This is a genomic window from Microcoleus sp. AT3-A2, from assembly GCF_036705685.1.
In the GTDB taxonomy this organism is placed as follows: Bacteria; Cyanobacteriota; Cyanobacteriia; order Cyanobacteriales; family Microcoleaceae; genus Microcoleus.
In genome coordinates, this window is the sequence record NZ_JAUBVF010000037.1 from 1 (window position 1) to 18,181 (window position 18,181).

11 protein-coding genes are annotated in these 18,181 nt (G+C 48.1%); 5 read left to right on the forward strand and 6 right to left on the reverse strand.

What is annotated here, in order from left to right:
• The first annotated feature begins 241 nt into the window (after positions 1 to 241).
• Complete coding sequence (locus tag QUB37_RS19370) at positions 242 to 1,036, forward strand: DUF928 domain-containing protein (protein ID WP_333165045.1); 795 nt, start codon at positions 242 to 244, stop codon at positions 1,034 to 1,036.
• 58 nt (positions 1,037 to 1,094) lie between these two features.
• Here the strand turns inward: QUB37_RS19370 and QUB37_RS19375 are convergent, their stop codons facing one another.
• Positions 1,095 to 1,868 carry a biotin/lipoate A/B protein ligase family protein gene (locus QUB37_RS19375; RefSeq protein WP_333165047.1) on the reverse strand — a complete coding sequence of 258 codons (774 nt, stop codon included), beginning with the start codon at positions 1,866 to 1,868 and terminating at the stop codon, positions 1,095 to 1,097.
• A gap of 143 nt (positions 1,869 to 2,011) precedes the next feature.
• Here QUB37_RS19375 and QUB37_RS19380 point away from each other — a divergent pair, with 143 nt between their 5' ends.
• Together QUB37_RS19380 and QUB37_RS19385 are read left to right on the forward strand one after the other, a co-directional pair.
• A complete protein-coding gene (locus QUB37_RS19380) occupies positions 2,012 to 2,338 on the forward strand; it encodes a thioredoxin family protein (protein WP_015177073.1) in 327 nt (108 codons plus the stop codon).
• 226 nt (positions 2,339 to 2,564) lie between these two features.
• On the forward strand, positions 2,565 to 3,788 hold the full coding sequence (locus QUB37_RS19385; protein WP_333165049.1) for an LL-diaminopimelate aminotransferase: 1,224 nt from the start codon (positions 2,565 to 2,567) through the stop codon (positions 3,786 to 3,788).
• 378 nt (positions 3,789 to 4,166) lie between these two features.
• Here QUB37_RS19385 and QUB37_RS19390 read toward each other — a convergent pair whose 3' ends face one another.
• Together QUB37_RS19390 and surE are read right to left on the reverse strand one after the other, a co-directional pair.
• A complete protein-coding gene (locus tag QUB37_RS19390; protein WP_333165051.1) occupies positions 4,167 to 4,565 on the reverse strand; it encodes a hypothetical protein in 399 nt (132 codons plus the stop codon).
• A gap of 127 nt (positions 4,566 to 4,692) precedes the next feature.
• The gene (gene surE, locus QUB37_RS19395) at positions 4,693 to 5,499 is read right to left on the reverse strand and encodes a 5'/3'-nucleotidase SurE (protein WP_333165053.1); all 807 of its coding nucleotides are present in this window, start codon (positions 5,497 to 5,499) and stop codon (positions 4,693 to 4,695) included.
• A gap of 223 nt (positions 5,500 to 5,722) precedes the next feature.
• On the opposite strand from surE, the gene pheS reads away from it, so the two are divergent.
• Complete coding sequence (gene pheS / locus QUB37_RS19400) at positions 5,723 to 6,727, forward strand: phenylalanine--tRNA ligase subunit alpha (protein ID WP_333165055.1); 1,005 nt, start codon at positions 5,723 to 5,725, stop codon at positions 6,725 to 6,727.
• 238 nt (positions 6,728 to 6,965) lie between these two features.
• Here pheS and QUB37_RS19405 read toward each other — a convergent pair whose 3' ends face one another.
• Positions 6,966 to 7,412: a hypothetical protein gene (locus QUB37_RS19405; RefSeq protein ID WP_333165058.1), complete on the reverse strand. Its 447-nt coding sequence runs from the start codon at positions 7,410 to 7,412 to the stop codon at positions 6,966 to 6,968.
• Between the two features lie 533 nt (positions 7,413 to 7,945).
• Positions 7,946 to 11,467: a response regulator gene (locus QUB37_RS19410; protein WP_333165060.1), complete on the reverse strand. Its 3,522-nt coding sequence runs from the start codon at positions 11,465 to 11,467 to the stop codon at positions 7,946 to 7,948.
• Between the two features lie 1,721 nt (positions 11,468 to 13,188).
• Here QUB37_RS19410 and QUB37_RS19415 point away from each other — a divergent pair.
• Complete coding sequence (locus QUB37_RS19415; protein ID WP_333165062.1) at positions 13,189 to 13,812, forward strand: GNAT family N-acetyltransferase; 624 nt, start codon at positions 13,189 to 13,191, stop codon at positions 13,810 to 13,812.
• Positions 13,813 to 14,469: 657 nt separating this feature from the next.
• Here QUB37_RS19415 and QUB37_RS19420 read toward each other — a convergent pair.
• The coding region (locus QUB37_RS19420; protein WP_445300042.1) for an Ig-like domain-containing protein at positions 14,470 to 18,181 on the reverse strand (3,712 nt) is incomplete at its 5' end.

An 18,181-nucleotide genomic window follows, 5' to 3' on the forward strand; every position in this document is an offset into this window, starting at 1 on the left:
TAAGACTGAGATGTGCATATTTAAATAACGACATCAAGCTCGGTATTTCTGCTTAGTTAAAAAGCGGGATGCTCCCGTCTGGACTCTAATATATTAATTTTATTACAGTTTCAATCAAAACATTTCCATCTTAAGATAGAGGTGGATTCACAGGAATTAGCTTCTCTGCAAAAAGTTGAAAAAAGACATCCAAATCCGGCTGTAAACGCATAGAACCCTAATTAAAAGAATGTTTTAAAAAATGGAAAAAATCACTAAGTTTTTCCTAATTTTCACATCAGTTGGCTCAATATTATCGATCGCCACACTTAACGCTTTCCAATTAACCGTTGTGGGACAGCCGACTCCAAACGTAGATGGTCAGCCAATCACTCAACCGGGAAGGGTGCGCTTCGTTGGGCCTAGTGAAGATAATTTGTCGTCAGCGAACTCTCGACGAGTATTCGGGACCCCGGCAGGACTTACATGCGACGCTAGAGGTAACAGAAAGCTAATAGCATTAGTACCAAAAAGTAAAATCGGACGGACTGTTTCGCAATACCCTGTATTCTTTTTCTACTTGCCTAAATTAGACTTCGACGAAGCGCAAGCCGAGTTTTCCCTAGTAGATGAAAACGAGAATTTCATACATGAAACTACCCTAAAAATTAAGAATTCACCAGGAGTGATGAGCGTTAGTATTCCTGCCAATAAGAATGTGCCGCCCTTGGAAGCAGGCAAAAATTACCTTTGGTATATTGTATTGAGGTGCGACCGTGAGGACAGATCCTCAGATGCGGTAGCAACAGGTATTGTACGGCGAGTTGAACTGAGTGCAGATATCCTCCGTGAATTAGATGCGGCTGATCCGCGCCAGAAAACCGTTATTTATGCTGAAAAGGGGATTTGGCAAGAGGCTCTGAGCACTTTAGCTGCTGCTCGCCGCGCTAATCCTAATGATGCAGAATTAACTGCTGATTGGGAAAGCTTGCTGGATTCTGTGAAATTGGGCGAAATTGCCAAAGAGCCGATCGTTCAAATTGAGCAGCAGCCATAAATGAGTTTTCCGATTTTAGATTAGCGATTTTAGCGAGATACCCAACTTTTTCAAGAAGTTAGGTATGTCTAGTATCTAATATATTTTCGTTCTTCCTTCTTCCTTCAATATCTGCTATATCTTGCCATTCCTGAGCCGAAAGTGGCTGCACCTCCAACTCAATCCCAAAACAGCGACAAGCAGCCGCACTCAAAACATCAATTACAGTTGCAATCCAATCATCTCCCCCTTCAGATAGAGGTAATTGCACAGGAATTAATTCCTCCCCAAAAACTTGAGAAAACAAACGAACATCCGGCTGCAAACGCATCGAACCGTGCTGCAAAATAGCATCACCCCGTCGCAATTGCGCGCTACCAATTAACTTGCAACCATCAGCGGTAACTAAATCCGCACCCGTCGCAGTACCAAAACAATTCGGATTGTGAATATAACCCCTTCCAGCTTCCCCGTACTGCAAATCCAAACCCATCGCCCTCCAACCCTCAATCAAAAACTGGCAAATAGTCTGATAAGCTTTCATACGGCTGCTTCCAAATCCCGACGCCACAACTGCATAAGTTAAATCCCCTTGATGCAACACTGCGCGCCCGCCGCTGGGCCTCCTCACCAACTCCACAGGCATTCCCTGCCAAGACAACTGGTGCCAAAACTCCGGCCACCTGCGCTGGTGGTAGCCCAAGGAAATCGCCGCCGGTTGCCAAGTGTAAAATCGCAGAGTTGGTGGATGTTTGCCCGCTAGATGCTGTTCCAGTAGCCATTGGTCGATCGCCATCTGCACGCTACCAGACGCCGACAACAGTGGAATTAAACGCCATACAGAATTAGCCATCAGTCCCCAGTCCTGAGTTTGCACTCAATAATTCACAGAATGTTTTAAAATTAGTAACAGTTTTTTGGGCCTGTCTTGTCAGTTGGTGCAAGTTTTACCGAGCCGGTGCTTTAGAAATAAATAGAAAAAATAATCGCAGAACCATGAGCAACAGTGTAATTGTCATTAACGACGAAAAATTTGAAACAGAAGTCCTGAAAGCAGAGCAACCAGTGCTTGCCTATTTTTGGGCGAGTTGGTGCGGGCCTTGCAAACTGATCGCGCCTTCGGTAGACTGGGTGGCGGCCAACTACAGCGATCGACTGAAAGTGGTTAAAATGGAAATTGACCCCAATCCTAATACTGTCAAGCAGTATAAAGTAGAAGGAGTTCCAGCTCTCAGGCTGTTTAAAAATGCCGAAGTAGTGCTGTCTCACGAGGGAGCTATTACTAAACAAACTTTGGTCGGTTTGCTCGACGCTCACTTATAAAGTTTGGAAATGATTCGGGAGTTTCCAACTCCCAACTTACAATTATAACAATCGCAAATATTTGTTTAACATATCTCTTGGCTCCTCGATCTTCCTCTCTGACTCTGCGCCCTCTGCGCTCTCTGCGGTTACTAAAAAAAAATACAAAGTCAATAGAAATGCCATATAAAAAATAATTTAGCTCAGATAAAAATATTCCTTAAAATTCCACAAAACTATAGAAAATATGCAATTTGCTAAACGTTTAGAACCACTGCAATTTAATGTATTTGCCGATATGGATCGGGCAAAAGCTCAAGCTAGAGCAGCGGGGCAGAATGTGATTGACTTGTCTCTGGGTTCTTCGGATTTGCCGGCGGCGGCTCATATTACAGATGCGATCGCACATTCTCTGTCAGACACCAGCACCCACGGCTATTTGCTATTTAACGGCACAAGAGATTTTCGGGAAGCAGTAGCTATTTGGTACGAGCAAAAATTTGGAATTGCAGTCAATCCAGAAACAGAAGTGCTGCCGTTAATTGGTTCCCAAGAAGGCACGGCGCATATGCCTTTAGCTGTACTCAACCCTGGAGATTTTGCTTTGTTACTCGATCCGGGCTATCCTTCCCACGCGGGCGGTGTGCATTTGGCTGGCGGTCAAATTTATCCGATGCCGATATTAGCAGAAAATGCGTTTTTGCCGATATTTGAAGATATTCCGACAGCAGTGCTTGCTCAGTCGAAGATGATGGTTTTGAGCTATCCTCACAATCCTACAACTGCGATCGCCCCGGTTGCTTTTTTTGAAAAAGCTGTGGCTTTTTGTCGAGAACATCGGCTGGTTTTAGTGCACGATTTCCCTTATGTGGATTTGGTGTTTGACGATCGCAATTCTGCAATTGAGGCGACTGGTAACGAGGAAGAATATCGAAAATTGATGGCGCCGTCAATATTTCAGGCCGATCGAGATAAGAGTGTGGCGATCGAGTTTTTTACACTATCCAAATCCTACAGTATGGGAGGTTTTCGAGTCGGATATGCGATCGGCAATTCCGAACTAATTGCAGCGCTGCGACAGGTAAAAGCCGCAGTGGACTTCAACCAATACCGAGGGATTTTGAACGGAGCGATATCCGCATTAACCGGCCCCCAAGATACCGTCAGAACCAGCGTAGAAACCTTCAGAAAACGGCGGGATGCCTTTGTAAACGCGCTACAGGGCATCGGCTGGCAAGTACCCGTACCCCCTGCCACCATGTACGTCTGGGCGAAACTGCCGGAACCTTGGGCGCAAGATTCCGTGAAATTTTGCACTCAGCTAGTACAGAGTACAGGAGTCGCAGCTTCCCCCGGTGCCGGTTTCGGGAAATCAGGAGAAGGCTACGTGCGATTTGCCTTAGTCGAGTCGCCAGCAATTTTGGAAACAGCAGTTAGAAAAATTGCTGAGTTTCTAAATAGAGCTATTTAATCTGTCTCAACTTAACCCGAAACACCCTCGTGATATCGTTTCCGGTTGCATCGGAATAATAAAATCTAGTCAACAGTTAACACTCAACCATTCAGTTTTTCGACCCGCCCGTCAACAGTCAACAGTCAACAGTCAACAATAATTCCGGTGCAACCGGAATTGATATGAGACTTAAGCCCACCAGACTTGAGCTTTGAGGCAGGGGTTAAAACCCCTGCCGGACTGGGGTTTTGACGTTTTTGGGCACATGATGAAGGGCACGGCGTCTAAGTGCTTACCCCTAGCTCAAGATGGATGCAATTGCTAAAATAGTGTGATTTCTACCTAAAGGAATAGATATTTGCACGCAGTATCTGTCACAATTTCTTTTAAGAAATGTTAACGGGAGACATCTTCGGAATTACCAGTTCCGCTCACCCACTCTAAAAATCCTTGAAGTGAATTCTGTCGGGGTAGCGATTGTTCCGTAGCGGCTAGCGCACACCCGAAAAAGACCACACTCCCCAAAATTGCAATCAGCGGAAAAGGCTTACCCAGCCCAAAGTCCCGCTGAAGGCGAGCTAACGGTCTGCTCTCGCGCCTGAGCATCTTTCCCACCGTCAGTTGTTTGAGACTAAAAGGATCGCGCACAAAATGACCGCTCCAGCTAATTACCATATGAGAATGGCAGTGGGGACAAGTGAATAGTCCACTGACCATCCCGACTGGGCCTACGACGCTGGAACGGTTGCAGATCGGGCAAGTGACAGAATGAGTGTTATAGGTGGGAGCGTTCATAACTGTTTTTCTTGAGTAAAAAAAACTAACAAGTAATTGGGAGCCTGTGTTAACGCCAAAGGTGTAGACCTTGAGAGGCACTTTTCCTTAATTCCTAGTTTACCGCTCCGATCGGGTCGATCGGAGCTCACTGCTTCGGAAAACCTTCAAATTGCCAATCTCGCAGCGAGTGCAAGTCGGGAGCACAGGTGAGATTATATTGCAAGGGAGTTACGGTTATTCTGTTGTCGCGAATAGCTTGTACGTCTGTAGGAATATCATGCGGCACCGCCGAATCGGCGATTTCTTCTACATCTTCTAACAATTCCCCAGCCAGCCAATAATAAGTTTTGCCGCGCGGATCGGTGCGCTTTTGAAATATGTCGAAATAGCGACGAATGCCTTGACGGGCGATCGCAACTCCGGTAATTTCTGCTTGTGAGACTGCCGGTATGTTGACATTCAACAGCATCGGTTTCGCCATTGGCTGTTTTTCCAACTGTGCCAGCAAGGTGACAGCGAAATCCACCGCCGGCCCAAATTCCTGCGAAGTAAAGCTGGCGAGGCTAAAAGCAATGCTGGGAATGCCTTCCATAATTCCTTCCATTGCTGCCGAAACCGTACCCGAACAGATGATATCCGTGCCTAAATTGGGCCCGTGGTTGATACCGGAAAGGACAAAATCCGGCGGTTTGTCAAGTAAAGCCCACAAAGCGAGTTTTACGCAGTCGGCGGGAGTACCCGAACAGGCCCAAGCTTGGACTGCGGGATCAAAAATAGATTCGACAATTTCGGCGCGGATGGGTTGGTGCAAGGTAAGGCCGTGGCCGGTAGCGGAGCGCTCTCTGTCGGGACAAACTACACTCACGTCGTGGCCAGCGGTGGCGAGAGCGTTGGCGAGGCTGCGGATGCCTTGTGCAAAGATGCCGTCGTCGTTGCTAATTAAAAGTTTCATTGAAATTTTTATAGGCCTTATAACAATACTAAACTAGATTCAACTAGGGCGATCGCTCTAACATCGAATTACCTATTACAAATTATCCGTAACTGCCGAAAATCTAAAAGCTAAAATCTAAAATCTAAAATCAACAAGACTGTCGAGCCAAAATTGCGCTAAACTCAACTTGGCCCAAAACAGCCATCAATCTAAAATCTAAAATCTAAAATCTAAAATCAAAATGACTGTCCAGCTAAGCGACATTGAAACTCAACTAGAAACCCTCGGCCAAGAGTCAAAAAGTGCGATCGCCACTGCCAATACCCTCGAACAACTCGAACAGTTGCGCGTCGGCTACCTCGGCAAAAAAGGCCAACTCTCTCAAATTTTAGGCATGATGGGCAAACTGTCGCCAGACCAGCGGCCCAAAGTAGGTGCGATCGCCAATACAGTCAAAGAAGCCCTGCAAGCCGATTTAGAAGACAAGCGCGCCGCCCTCCAAACCGCCCAAATCCAAGCCAAATTAGCCTCAGAAACCATCGATGTCACGATGCCGGGGATCTTTCGCCCCCAAGGCCGCGTTCACCCCTTAAACGCCGTCATAGACCGCGCTCTCGATATCTTTGTCGGCCTCGGATACACCGTCGCCAACGGCCCGGAAATGGAAACAGATTATTACAACTTCGAGGCGCTGAACACCCCGCCAGACCACCCAGCGCGGGATATGCAAGATACATTTTACCTACCAGGCGGGGACTTGCTGCGGACTCAGACATCATCAGTGCAAATTCGCTACATGGAACAGCGCAAACCGCCGATTCGGATTGTCTCTCCCGGCCGCGTTTACCGCCGCGATACTGTCGATGCTACTCACGCAGCAGTCTTTCACCAAATTGAGCTTTTAGCAATTGGTGAAGGTCTGACATTTACTGACTTGAAAGGCACAATTAAAGAGTTTTTGCGGCAAATGTTCGGGCAAGATTTGCCTATTCGTTTCCGCACAAGTTACTTTCCGTTTACGGAACCTTCTGCCGAAGTTGATTTGCAGTGGAACGGCAAATGGCTGGAAGTTTTGGGCTGCGGAACGGTCGATCCTAACGTTCTTAAAGGAGTCGGTTTAGACCCAGAAAAATATACTGGGTTTGCGGCCGGTTTTGGTGTCGAGCGGTTCGCAATGGTACTTTATGAAATCGACGACATTCGCCGGGTTTATGCTAGCGATTTGCGCTTTTTGCGGCAATTTTAAAGCATGGTTTGGGGTTAGTTCTACAAACCCTCTAGAGATTTTGCTTAAGCTACGTCAACTTTGCAGTTTCAAGTAAGCAGACAAGAGCGACAAAACCATAAGATATGGTGGGCGGGTGAGTGCAAGTAACTCTTGCTATCCGACTTATTTCAGGTCAAAACCCGCCCCGCACATCAGTTTATTCATGCCCGCTTACTTAAGTAGACAAGGGCTTTGCACTTACCTACTTATTTATTTTCTAATTGCTAAAAACATCCTTGATGCTGTCAACAGCGCGCTCTACAGCATTCTTGGTATTATCTACTGCTTCCTGAGTCCGAGCTGAATCTTCCGATGCTCTTTTCTCAATTGTGGCCGCATCTTTCTTAGCTTTGCGCTCTACGACACTACCATCCTCCGATGCTCGATCGACTTTAGCAGCATTTGTCTTGGCAGTTTCCTTAACTTTATCTTCTGTATCTCGGATGAAGTTCTTGGCTCGTCCAGCATCTTTGCTGGCTTTTTCTTGAACCACATCGCCCGCATCTGCTGCTGCGATCAAGTTTACAGCAGGAGAGGCCATTGCTGCGGTGTTGGAGAAGAACACACCAGACCACACGAAGGCCATCGCTGACACGCAAAGCACAGTTGCAGCCATCCAGCGCCCGACAGTCGAAAGCCGTTTCGTAAAAGAATTCAGTTTCATACAATACACAATCAGATATGACATTCTATTTCTACTCGATCAGAGCGATCGGCTGAACCGTTCTCTAGAGAGAGGTTATCCGCCGACCAACGGTTAAAAAAACTCCCTCTTTTGATAGATGGAAGCAAGGAATGTCAGTCAATTTTAGATTTTAGATTTTAGATTTTAGATTTTAGATTTGACTCCACAACCGCCATTTTGGAGCTTGAACTTTGGTGAGTCGATTGTAAATTTTAGGTTAAAGATTAAACAATTGATTAAGGAAAGTCAGTCGATTTTAGATTTTAGATTTTAGATTTGACTTCACAACCGCCATTTTGGAGCTTGAACTTTGGTGAGTCGATTGTAAATTTTAGGTTAAAGATTAAACAATTGATATCGATTCCGGTTGCACCGGAATCGATATGAAACAGCCTTGGGGCGGGTGGGGTGAAGGTACTTCACTCAGTTGAAATCGGTTGTATTTACGAATAGGTTGTTTCCGAGATTGTGTGTGGGATATCAACATATAATACTTAACAAACAACTAATGACTAATCACAATTTAGTAAAAAAGTCAATACCGTTTCATCAATTCCCTTTAGTTTCAAAGGCTTATATTTAACAATGCGATTTTCCTCAACATAATCTGCCACCGCCGCCGAAATTAGCACCGTGTTTGGTTCCGTCACCTCTTGCAAGCGGGCGGCAATATTCACGCTCGGCCCGATCGCAGTATAATCCGATCGATCAGGGCCGCCAAACATCCCCACCACCGCAGTACCCTGGTGAATTCCGCAGCGAAACCGCACCGGAGGCACGCCATTTTCCCCAACAATTCCCTGCTCCAACCAGCCGTTGTTAAGCTCCTTCAGAGCTCGCAGCATTTGTCCCGCAGCAGCCACAGCGCGGCGTACTTGCTCATTAGGCGTGAGTTCCTCCGGCGCGCCAAAGAAAGCCATTACCGCATCTCCAACAAACTTGTCCACCGTACCGCCGCTGTCAAAAATAGCCTTAGTCATTGCCGCCAAATATTCATTCAACAGCTCAGCTACCCGGCGCGATCGCAGCGTATTTGCCATTTGAGTAAAACCGACAATATCGCTAAACAAAATAGTAATCAATCGCGGTTCCGGGCGCAAATCCAAGGCCAAATCTCCAGCCGCTGCGGCTTTCACCATCGCCGGCGGCAAAAATCGGCGCAGCACCGACTCAGTTAAATAACTGTTCAACTGCTGCACTCGGCGCTCGTTTTGTTTGAGGGCGATCAAATTCCGCACTTCCGCCAACAATTCTCGATCATTAAAAGGCTTAGACAAATAAGCATCTGCACCCCGTTCTACTCCTTCAATTCGAGTATCTTCGTCGGCTTTAGCAGTCAGCAAAATTGCCGGAGTTCCCTGCAATTCCTCATCCTCTCGAATCATGCGAATCAAATCCAAGCCCGAAATCAAAGGCATCATCAAATCCGTTATAATTAAATTAGGGCGACGTTTTTTCGCCACTGCAAATCCTTCTTTTCCGTTGCGGGCCAGCAAAACTGCAAAGCCGGAATCTCGGAGAATTGCCGACACATAAAAGCGCAAATCTGGATTGTCGTCAACCACCAAAACCGTTCCCACTGCTGTTTCTGATTTGATTGGTTGGAGCGCCTCAAAGTTATGATTTTCAGCCTCATTTTCCGATAAATCCGCTTCCACATCGGCCAGTTCCACCGCAGCTTTCGATGAGTGAAACTCCGCAGGTATTTCTAGTACCTGTTCCGGGGGCAAGTGAGTCGAACCAAAGTGCAGCCAAACGGTAAAAGTAGTACCTTCTCCGTAAACTGACTCAACTGAAACTTGACCGCCGTGGAGTTCGACTAATTCTTTGACAAGTGCCAAACCTAAACCGCTGCCTTCATAGGAACGGCTAGCTGAACCTTCTGCTTGGTGAAACCGCTCGAATAAATAGGGAATTTGTTCGGTGCGAATGCCGATCCCCGTGTCTTTTACTTGCAACAAGCAGTGAGCGCCGGCCGATTCAACTTTCAGGGTGATAGTTCCGCCTTCTGGGGTGAATTTAACAGCATTTGATAGCAGGTTGTAAATAACTTTGTCAAATCTTTCCAGATCCAAATAAAGTAAAGGACATTCTTGCAGTTGGGTAATTAAGTGCAGTCCTTTTTTCTCGCAGTAGGCGCGGAACGACTCTGCGGTAGAGTAACAGAAACCGACCAAATCGCAGGGGCGGAAACTCGGCTGCATCCGTCCGGCATCGAGCCGCTGCAAGTCCAGCAGTTGATTTACCAAGCGCAGGAGGCGGCGGGAATTACGCAAAGCGATTACGGCTTGTTCGTAGGGTAAGTCTTCTTTACGCCTGCAAGCTGATTCCAGAGGGCCGATAGTTAAAGTTAGAGGCGTGCGGAACTCGTGGGAGATATTTTGGAAAAATTCGGTTTTGAGCCGATCGGCTTCCAGAAGCCGTTCTGCCTGCTGTCTGGTAGTCTGGTAGAGGCGCGACTGCTGCACGGCCAGAGCAGCTTGAGTTGCGACTATTTGAGCCAGATCAATGTCTGAGATGTTCCAGCGGCGGATGCTGCGATTTTGGCGCAGGGAAATGCTGCCGATGATTTTGCCTTCTGAGAGTAAGGGAACGACTAACAGGGCGCGGGCTGGCGATCGAACTTGCAGTTCTGTAACATTTAACTCGGGGTGTTCGTCGAGATCTTCGATCGCCACCGGCTCTTTTGATACCATAACTTGCAGCAACACCGGATTGCCCCGAATCGGCACCAAAGACTGTGGCAAAGAAGGATGGGCAAAAACCCAGGCGCGAGTGTTAGCAGCATCGTCCGAAGCCGTCTCGTAGCCCAGAGAGTTCGCAACTACCTCTGGATTGTCAATAAAACCCTGTTCTACAGCCACGGTATCCCTCTCTGTGTCGTATAGCCCCACGCATTGGACGTATTCATCGTCTTCTGTCCACAGAGATAGGGCGCAGCCGTCAACTTGCAAAGCTTGGCCGAGTTGTTGAGTAATGGCTGCAAAAATATTTTGGGGATCGAGACTCGATCGAATTGCCGTAGTAATAGTATTGACTAAGGCCTCGCGCTTGGCCAGCGCCCGCACCTGTTCATAAGCCCGGGCTTGAGAAAGCGCCAAAGCCGCTTGGTCTGCCACCGTAATTACCAACTGTACCTCGTGGTCTTGCCACTGGCGCGGTTCCTCAAACTGGTGCAGCGCCAAGACTGCCATCAGTTCCACTTTGTAAAACAGTGGTACGATCAAGCTCGATCGAATATTTGCAGCTTCGTAAGCCTGCTGTCGTTGCTGATTATCCCAGTTTAAAACTCGATCGTCAGTTTGGGCATCTTGAATCACCTCCACATCCAGAGTTTCCCAAACCAAATCCGGCAGTAAATCGGGAGAGAGTTCGGCAGCAGAAGCATCTCCTGGTATCGATTCCTCATCGCCCCGCAGCTCTTTAGTTTCTGCCTTCTGGTAAACGAACCACTCATCGGCCACCCGGCCGTCTTGGAACGGGCGCAGCAGACAGCAACTCACCTCAAACATCTGCCCGACAGTTTCCACAATTCTTTGCAGCATTTGCTGGTAATTGGGAGCCGATCGGATAGTATTGGTAACGGCATAAAGCAGCGATTCTTGGCTCAAAGCACGGCGCAGTTCATTGGTGCGCGTTTTCAGAAGATTGTGAGTCTCAACAGCTTGACTGACAAGATTTATCAGCTCTTGAGCATCCCAAGGCTTGGTAACGTATTTGAATACTTTGCCAGCGTTAATAGCTTCAACTAAATCTTCAACATCCGTATAGCCAGTTAAAATAATTCGGATCACGTCGGGGTATTGAGCCGCCGTCAGGCTTAGAAACTCCGTACCGCTCATTTTTGGCATTCGCTGGTCGGAGATAATCACTGCTACTTCTCCTTCTTTTGCCAAAATTTCGAGAGCAGCGGGGCCAGATTCGGCTCTGAGCACTTTGTAGTCTCGATGGAAGGTGCGGTAAAGCAAGTCGAGGTTATCTGGCTCGTCATCGACGATCAGAATTTTTAGCTTAGGATTTTCTTGGGAATTCATGCACCGTTCTCCTGTGCCCCGGGGCTGTTCAATTTAATAAGTCTGATTAAAGGAAGAATTCGCCGATTTAAATTGCTGAAGTCATACCATTTTCGATTTTCAATTTTCAATTTTCGATTACGAATGACTGATGACATAAGGGTTGGGAGTTTGCTTAGAGTGCCATTATTTTGGAAAAAGGATATCACAATAATTCGTGGATATGAAGTTGTTGTGAGTAGGCCGAGGCAAGCATCAACCTTTATTTTTGATGTCTGGGTTTTCAATTCGGAATTCTTCTGAACCACAGTTACCTGTCGTGCACCCCAATTTTATTATTTAATGATATTCACATAAACTCGTCTCCCGATAATTTTGTTTCACCCCTTACCTTTATGCAGCAGGAGATCAAACACAAATCTGGCAATTTTAACTGCCGTCTGGATATCTCAGAATACATAGGAATAACCGTCCTGATTGTGAGTTGATTTGCCAAAATTATGTTTGATCCAGGCTCCTGGGACTGTTTTATTTGGTATGTGAAAGCTGCTCGCAGAAAGATATAATAGACAACCAACTTCTTCGCCTGTGTTTTTTTCCCACAAATAACAGCAACTTTAACAGTCAGCCAAGGATAGCGACCACAATCCGGCGCCGAGCCCCTGACTGATATTCGGGGTGGCCCACAGACCACACAGGTGTCTGTGGGAGTGACGCAATTGCTGTACCATTTTAGTTAGACTTCCACTTTTTTCCCCGAGCTCGGCATTTTTTGTGCGTTCAGCAGACCAACGCCCAAGCCAATTACTGCGCCGAAACACCGCAAGCTCGAGCATCCATCTGTTAATCTTAGCTAGGGATGTACTCTGTGGAAACCGGTCAGTCGATTTTAGATTTTAGATTTTAGATTTTAGATTTACTCCACAGATGAATCGCGGAGCTTGAACTAGGGTCTAAAATTTTGATCTCTCCACGTGGAGTGTTGGTGGCTTGTATCGGTTTTTGGGTAGGGTCAATCAGCTCGATCGAGGTTTTGAAGGTCTCGCGCGCAGCAGAGTATCGAACCGACGGGGAAAACCCCAGCAGACAGTTTCCAGGCATCCAAATTTAAATTGGAGGTGGGAAAAGTACCCCCTAGCTCAACAGGTAAGGCCGGTTCGATGGGGGATGGGCGATGGATAGCCCAGAACTGCTGAAAGCTGGGTTGCCAGGCCCGGAGGCGGCGGGGAACATCCGACGCGCGATCGTGCCCGGTGTTAGTATGGTCAGTCGTTGAGTTTTTCAACTACCGCTTGACGGATAAATTATATTCGATCGGGTATTTCCGTAAGCAGAGAGCGGTAGGATTCCGGGAACCTGACGTTAAAACCTTTGTGATTGTTTTTAATACCTTGCCCGCTAAGCTGTCGCGCATTTAATTTGTAAGCTACTGTTTACTTAAACTCTTATGATGCCGGCCGAAAACCAGGGATCAAGCTTCCATTTAAAGGCCAAATAGCTTATCCACAAATCTAGTATTAGGGGATGAGTTTTATTTTTCATAACTAGAGTATTAATTAAATCCTAAAAATTTTCCATTTACCTCACATACTACTTAAAGTCAAGCACAAAAAAATGTAATTTAATCTGGCTAATAAACTCTGCCTATAAGTTACGTTATAAGATCAGTATAACCTCAGTAAATTTTCTAAGATGGTAGCTTAGAAACCCGCGTAAAAAAATTAATATAGTGGCCTGGCATTGTGAATCCTTCATTTTTTTCCTCACCATCTCACCAACAACAAACTCCCGGACTTTCTGGTTTTTCGATCCGGGTGGCTGCGCCCAACGACTTAACGCAGCTAGCTGATATTTTAGCCATGAGCTTTCACTCCCGCGAGGGGTTTGTAGAATGGGTGTATCCGGTGTTGCGTTTGGGCATTTACGAAGATTTAAAAAATCGACTGCGTTCTAAGGCAGAACATTACATTTGTCTGGTTGCTGAGCTAGTCTCGCGCGAGGAGGGAACGCAGAATTCTAGAGCGCACCGAGCTCAGCGCATGGCAGGAACAGTAGAAATGGCTTTGCGTTCTCGCTTTCCTTGGCAAATCCCTAATTCTGACTATCCTTATTTGTCGAATTTAGCTGTTCACCCGGAGTACCGGCGGCAAGGGATTGCTCAACAATTGCTCAGCAACTGCGAGGAGACAGCCAGAGAATGGGGATTTTCTGAGATTTACCTCCACGTTCTGGAAAATAATCACCCGGCGCGACAGTTGTACTATCAGGCCGGCTATCGCTTGCAACAGGTGGATTGGAATTGGACTGGTTGGCTGTTCGGCCAGCCGCGCCGGCTGTTTTTACGTAAGCAGATTTCGCTATCCTAAGCTAAGTATTGGAATTGATTATGGGGAATTGGGGCTTCGCCAAGAAAAAGGAAAAAATAGCTATCCCTGTATGTCTTCTTTCCTTCTATTGTGAATCAATGGAATCGGAATGGGGAATTAGTGATAAATCTTAGTTGGCTCTTAAGCCCGATCGCAAAACACAATAAAATTAGTTGCTAGTAAAAACTTGAGCTACCAACCCTTGTGTACCTGGGAACACCTGAAAAACCCAATACAAAGTTATACAAATCCGGTAGCCTTGTCGGGCGTAAAAACCAGTCAATAATCATGGAGGGTGCAACAGAAATCAATATAATTCATCTGCGTTCATCTGTGTTTATCTGCCTGTATCTGCGGTAAAAAAAGATAATTTATTCACCGCAGATGACAAGTGATTGACCCTGATTCACGCCGATAAAGATAAGAAATTTATGAATAATCCCCAGGCTAACAGATTTGATATTATACCAAATCCTGCTTGAATACACATTTATTTTTTAGCATTTTAGAGACGGACAAAAGGCAACTGTAAGAGCGATGTCAAGGGCGTAGCGCTACAAAGTTTCTAACCCGGATTGAGTATTGTGAGGAACGCCACAGCAGATCAGAACTCTGTGGCGTTTTGTTCGCCAGAACAGGAGACTTTCGCCGCCAATTCTAGAGTTCAGAGAGATTTGGCAGGAAATCCGAGGAGCCGATCGCCCCGTTAACCCCAACCAGATTCGCTAAAACCCGATCGGTTCCTGCTACTTGCAGCAACGTACCGTTCGGAGTGGCGCTAAATTGCAACTGCTGGAAACTCAGCCCGTCGCTCAAAACAAACTTATCCACGCCTATCTCGAAGTTAATGACAGTATCAGTGCCGCCATCAGCACTCAACACAAATCGATCACTCCCCATACCTCCAATTAAAGTATCCTCGCCCAAGTCGCCAAACAGCCAGTCATCTCCAGCGCCCCCATTGAGAAGGTCGCTATCTTTACCACCAATCAGAGTATCGCTGCCAGCATCTGCGTTGATAGTATCTTGGCCTTCGTTGCCGTAGAGCAAGTCATCGCCGTCACCGCCGTTGATGCAGTCTTGCTGGTCGTTTGCCGCCACCGAGACACCCCGGTTATCAGCACGATCGCCATAGATGGTATCGTTGCCCTCGCCACCGCAGAGTTCATCGCTGCCGTCACCGCCGTAAATCAAGTCTTCGCCCAGATCTCCGTTTATGAGGTCGTTAGCTTTACCGCCGTAAATCAAGTCGTTGTCTTGACCGCCACTGATGGTATCGTCACCCTCATCGCCGAACAGCACATCAGCACCAGTGCCACCAAAGAGCAAGTCCTGACCGCCAACATCATTAGCTCGACTTCGAGCACCGCCGTACATGGTGTCGTCGCCGCTGTCGCCAACAAGGGTATCAGAGCCGAGTTCGCCCCAAATCAGGTCATTATCTTTGCCACCCCAAACACAATCATTGCCTTTACCTGCTTGCACGGTATCATTACCGTGCCCGCCGCCTATGATGTCGTTGCCGCTGTCGGCAAAGATTAAGTCTTGTTCACCGAGATCCCCGATGGACTGGGAACTGCCACTGTCGCCGAGCAGAGTATCGGCTCCTTCGCCACCGTAGACGGTATCGGAGCCTAATTGACCGTAGATGATGTCATTGCCTTTACCTCCATAAGCGCGATCGTTATCTTTGCCTGCAACCAGCGTATCGTTGGCTTGTTGGCCGTTGAGGAAGTCGTTACCGAAGCCTCCGTACAGCAAGTCGCGTCCCTGGGAGTCGCTGGCACTTTGGTCGCGGATGCCCCCAAACAAGCTGTCGGAGCCAATGCCACCAAACAACGTATCGGAGCCAAGTTCGCCCCAAATTCGGTCATTTTCTTTACCTCCAAGGGCAATATCGTCACCTTTGCCGGTATGGATGGTATCGTCGCCCTCGTTGCCGTTAATGAGGTCTGCACCCTCGCCTCCGAAAATCAAATCGCGAGCATCGTCAGGACTCTGGGAGTTGTTCTGCCCGGTGTCTCCGAGAATCGTATCCGCACCTCGATCTCCAAACAGGGTGTCAGAGCCTAAGTCGCCCGCAATCCAGTCGTTCTGTTTGCCTGCAAATACGATATCGTTGCCCTCGTCTCCGTAAACAATATCGGTGTCAATGCCCCCAAAAATGGTGTCATTGTCTTCGTTGCCGTAAATTTCGTCCGCGCCGTTTTCACCTAAAAGCAGGTCGTTGCCTTCAAAACCGACAATTTTTTGGTTGCCTTTGGTGTCTACGATGAAGTCATCGCCGTCGGTTCCTTTGGTGGTTTGTCCCTCGGAAAATTGTGAAATAGGCCGGACAAATCCCACTGCAGGCGGTTGCTGCGGGGGCGCAAAGTTAATTCCCGGTTTTTCAATAATGGGCTGACACAAACAGTCGGTATCTGGTTCGGCGATCGGATTTGAGATACCGGGCGCGGGCGTTGGTGTGGGTGTAGGTATGAGTGGGGGAACAGTTCCAACTGGCCTCAAGATAGCAGCAACATTAGCGCTAGTGGGGCTGACTTTGCCGAGGTTGTCGGTGGCGGTGTAGCTGAAAGTTGCTCCGTTAAAGTCAACTGTGGCTACGAAAAATAGTTGTCCTATTTGTGCCGGAGTCAAAACTTGACCGGCTGTCACGGGTACGTCGCCGTTGACTGAATCTGATAGGAACAGGACTCCTTGGTTGGCTGGGGGGACTCTGGTGATGGTGTAAGAGACGATCGACCCATCGGGGTCACTTCCTCCCAATCCCAACACCTGCACGATGCCGTTAGTGGGAACCGTGAAGTTAATATTGTTAACCGATGGCGGTTGGTTGGAAGTCGGGGAGATAGCGGCAACTGTAGCAGTGGCGGGGCTGGTAGCGCCGCTGTTATCTGTGGCGCTGTAGCTGAAATTGGCACCGGTAAAGCTACCTGTGGATTGGAAAAATAGTTGTCCTATTTGTTCCGGTGTCAAAACTTGACCTGATGTCACGGCTACTCCGCCGTTGGCTGGATCTCCTAAAAATAGGATTCCTTGGGCCGCTGGGGGCAGGGTGTTGATGGTGTAAGAGGCGATCGACCCATCGGGGTCACTTCCTCCCAATCCCGGCACCCGCGCGCTGCTGTTGGGGTCTACGGTGAAATTAGCATTGTTGGTTACTGGGGGTAAGTTTAGGGGATTTGGTGTGGGAGTTGCTCCTGTGGAACCGAGAGTAGCGGTAGCCAGGGGACTGGTAGCGCCGTTGTTATCTGTGGCGCTGTAGCTGAAATTGGCACCGGTAAAGTTGCCGGTGGATTGGAAAAATAGTTGTCCTATTTGTGCCGGTGTCAAAACTTGACCCGGTGTCACGGGTACGCCGCCGTTGGCTGGATCTCCTAAAAAGAGGACTCCTTGGTCTGGTGAGGGCAGGGTGTTGATGGTGTAAGAGGCGATCGACCCATCGGGGTCACTTTTTCCCAATCCCGGAATTTGCGCGGTGCTGTTGGGCTCTAGGGTGAGGTTAGTATTGTTGGCTGCTGGCGGTTCGTTGGGAGTTGGTGTTGGAGTTGGTGTTGGTGCTGGAATCGGTATTGGTAATGGTGTGGGAGTGGGCGTTGGTACTGGTGCTGGAGTCGGCGGAGGTGTCGTTCCTGTTAAACCGAGACTAGCGTTAGCTGGGGGGCTAACTGCGCCGCTGTTATCTGTGGCGCTGTAGGTAAAATTGGCACCGGTAAAGCTACCTGTGGATTGGAAAAACAGTTGCTGCAACTGTGCTGGAGTCAGGACTTGACCTGGTGTCACGGCTACTCCGCCGTTGGCTGGATCTCCTAAAAACAGGATTCCTTGGGCCGCTGGCGGCAGGGTGTTGATGGTATAAGAGGCGATCGGCCCTTCCGGGTCGGTTCCTCCCAATCCAGGCACCGGGGCGCTGCTGTTTGGTCCTACCGTGAGGTTAGTAGGTGTCGCTACTGGTGGTTGGTTGGGTGTCGTTCCTGTTAAACCGAGACTAGCGTTAGCTGGGGGGCTAACTGCGCCGCTGTTATCTGTGGCGCTGTAGGTAAAATTGGCACCGGTAAAGCTACCTGTGGATTGGAAAAACAGTTGCTGCAACTGTGCTGGAGTCAGGACTTGACCTGGTGTCACGGCTACTCCGCCGTTGGCTGGATCTCCTAAAAACAGGATTCCTTGGGCCGCTGGCGGCAGGGTGTTGATGGTATAAGAGGCGATCGGCCCTTCCGGGTCGGTTCCTCCCAATCCAGGCACCGGGGCGCTGCTGTTTGGTCCTACCGTGAGGTTAGTAGGTGTCGCTACTGGTGGTTGGTTGGGTGTCGTTCCTGTTAAACCGAGACTAGCGTTAGCTGGGGGGCTAACTGCGCCGCTGTTATCT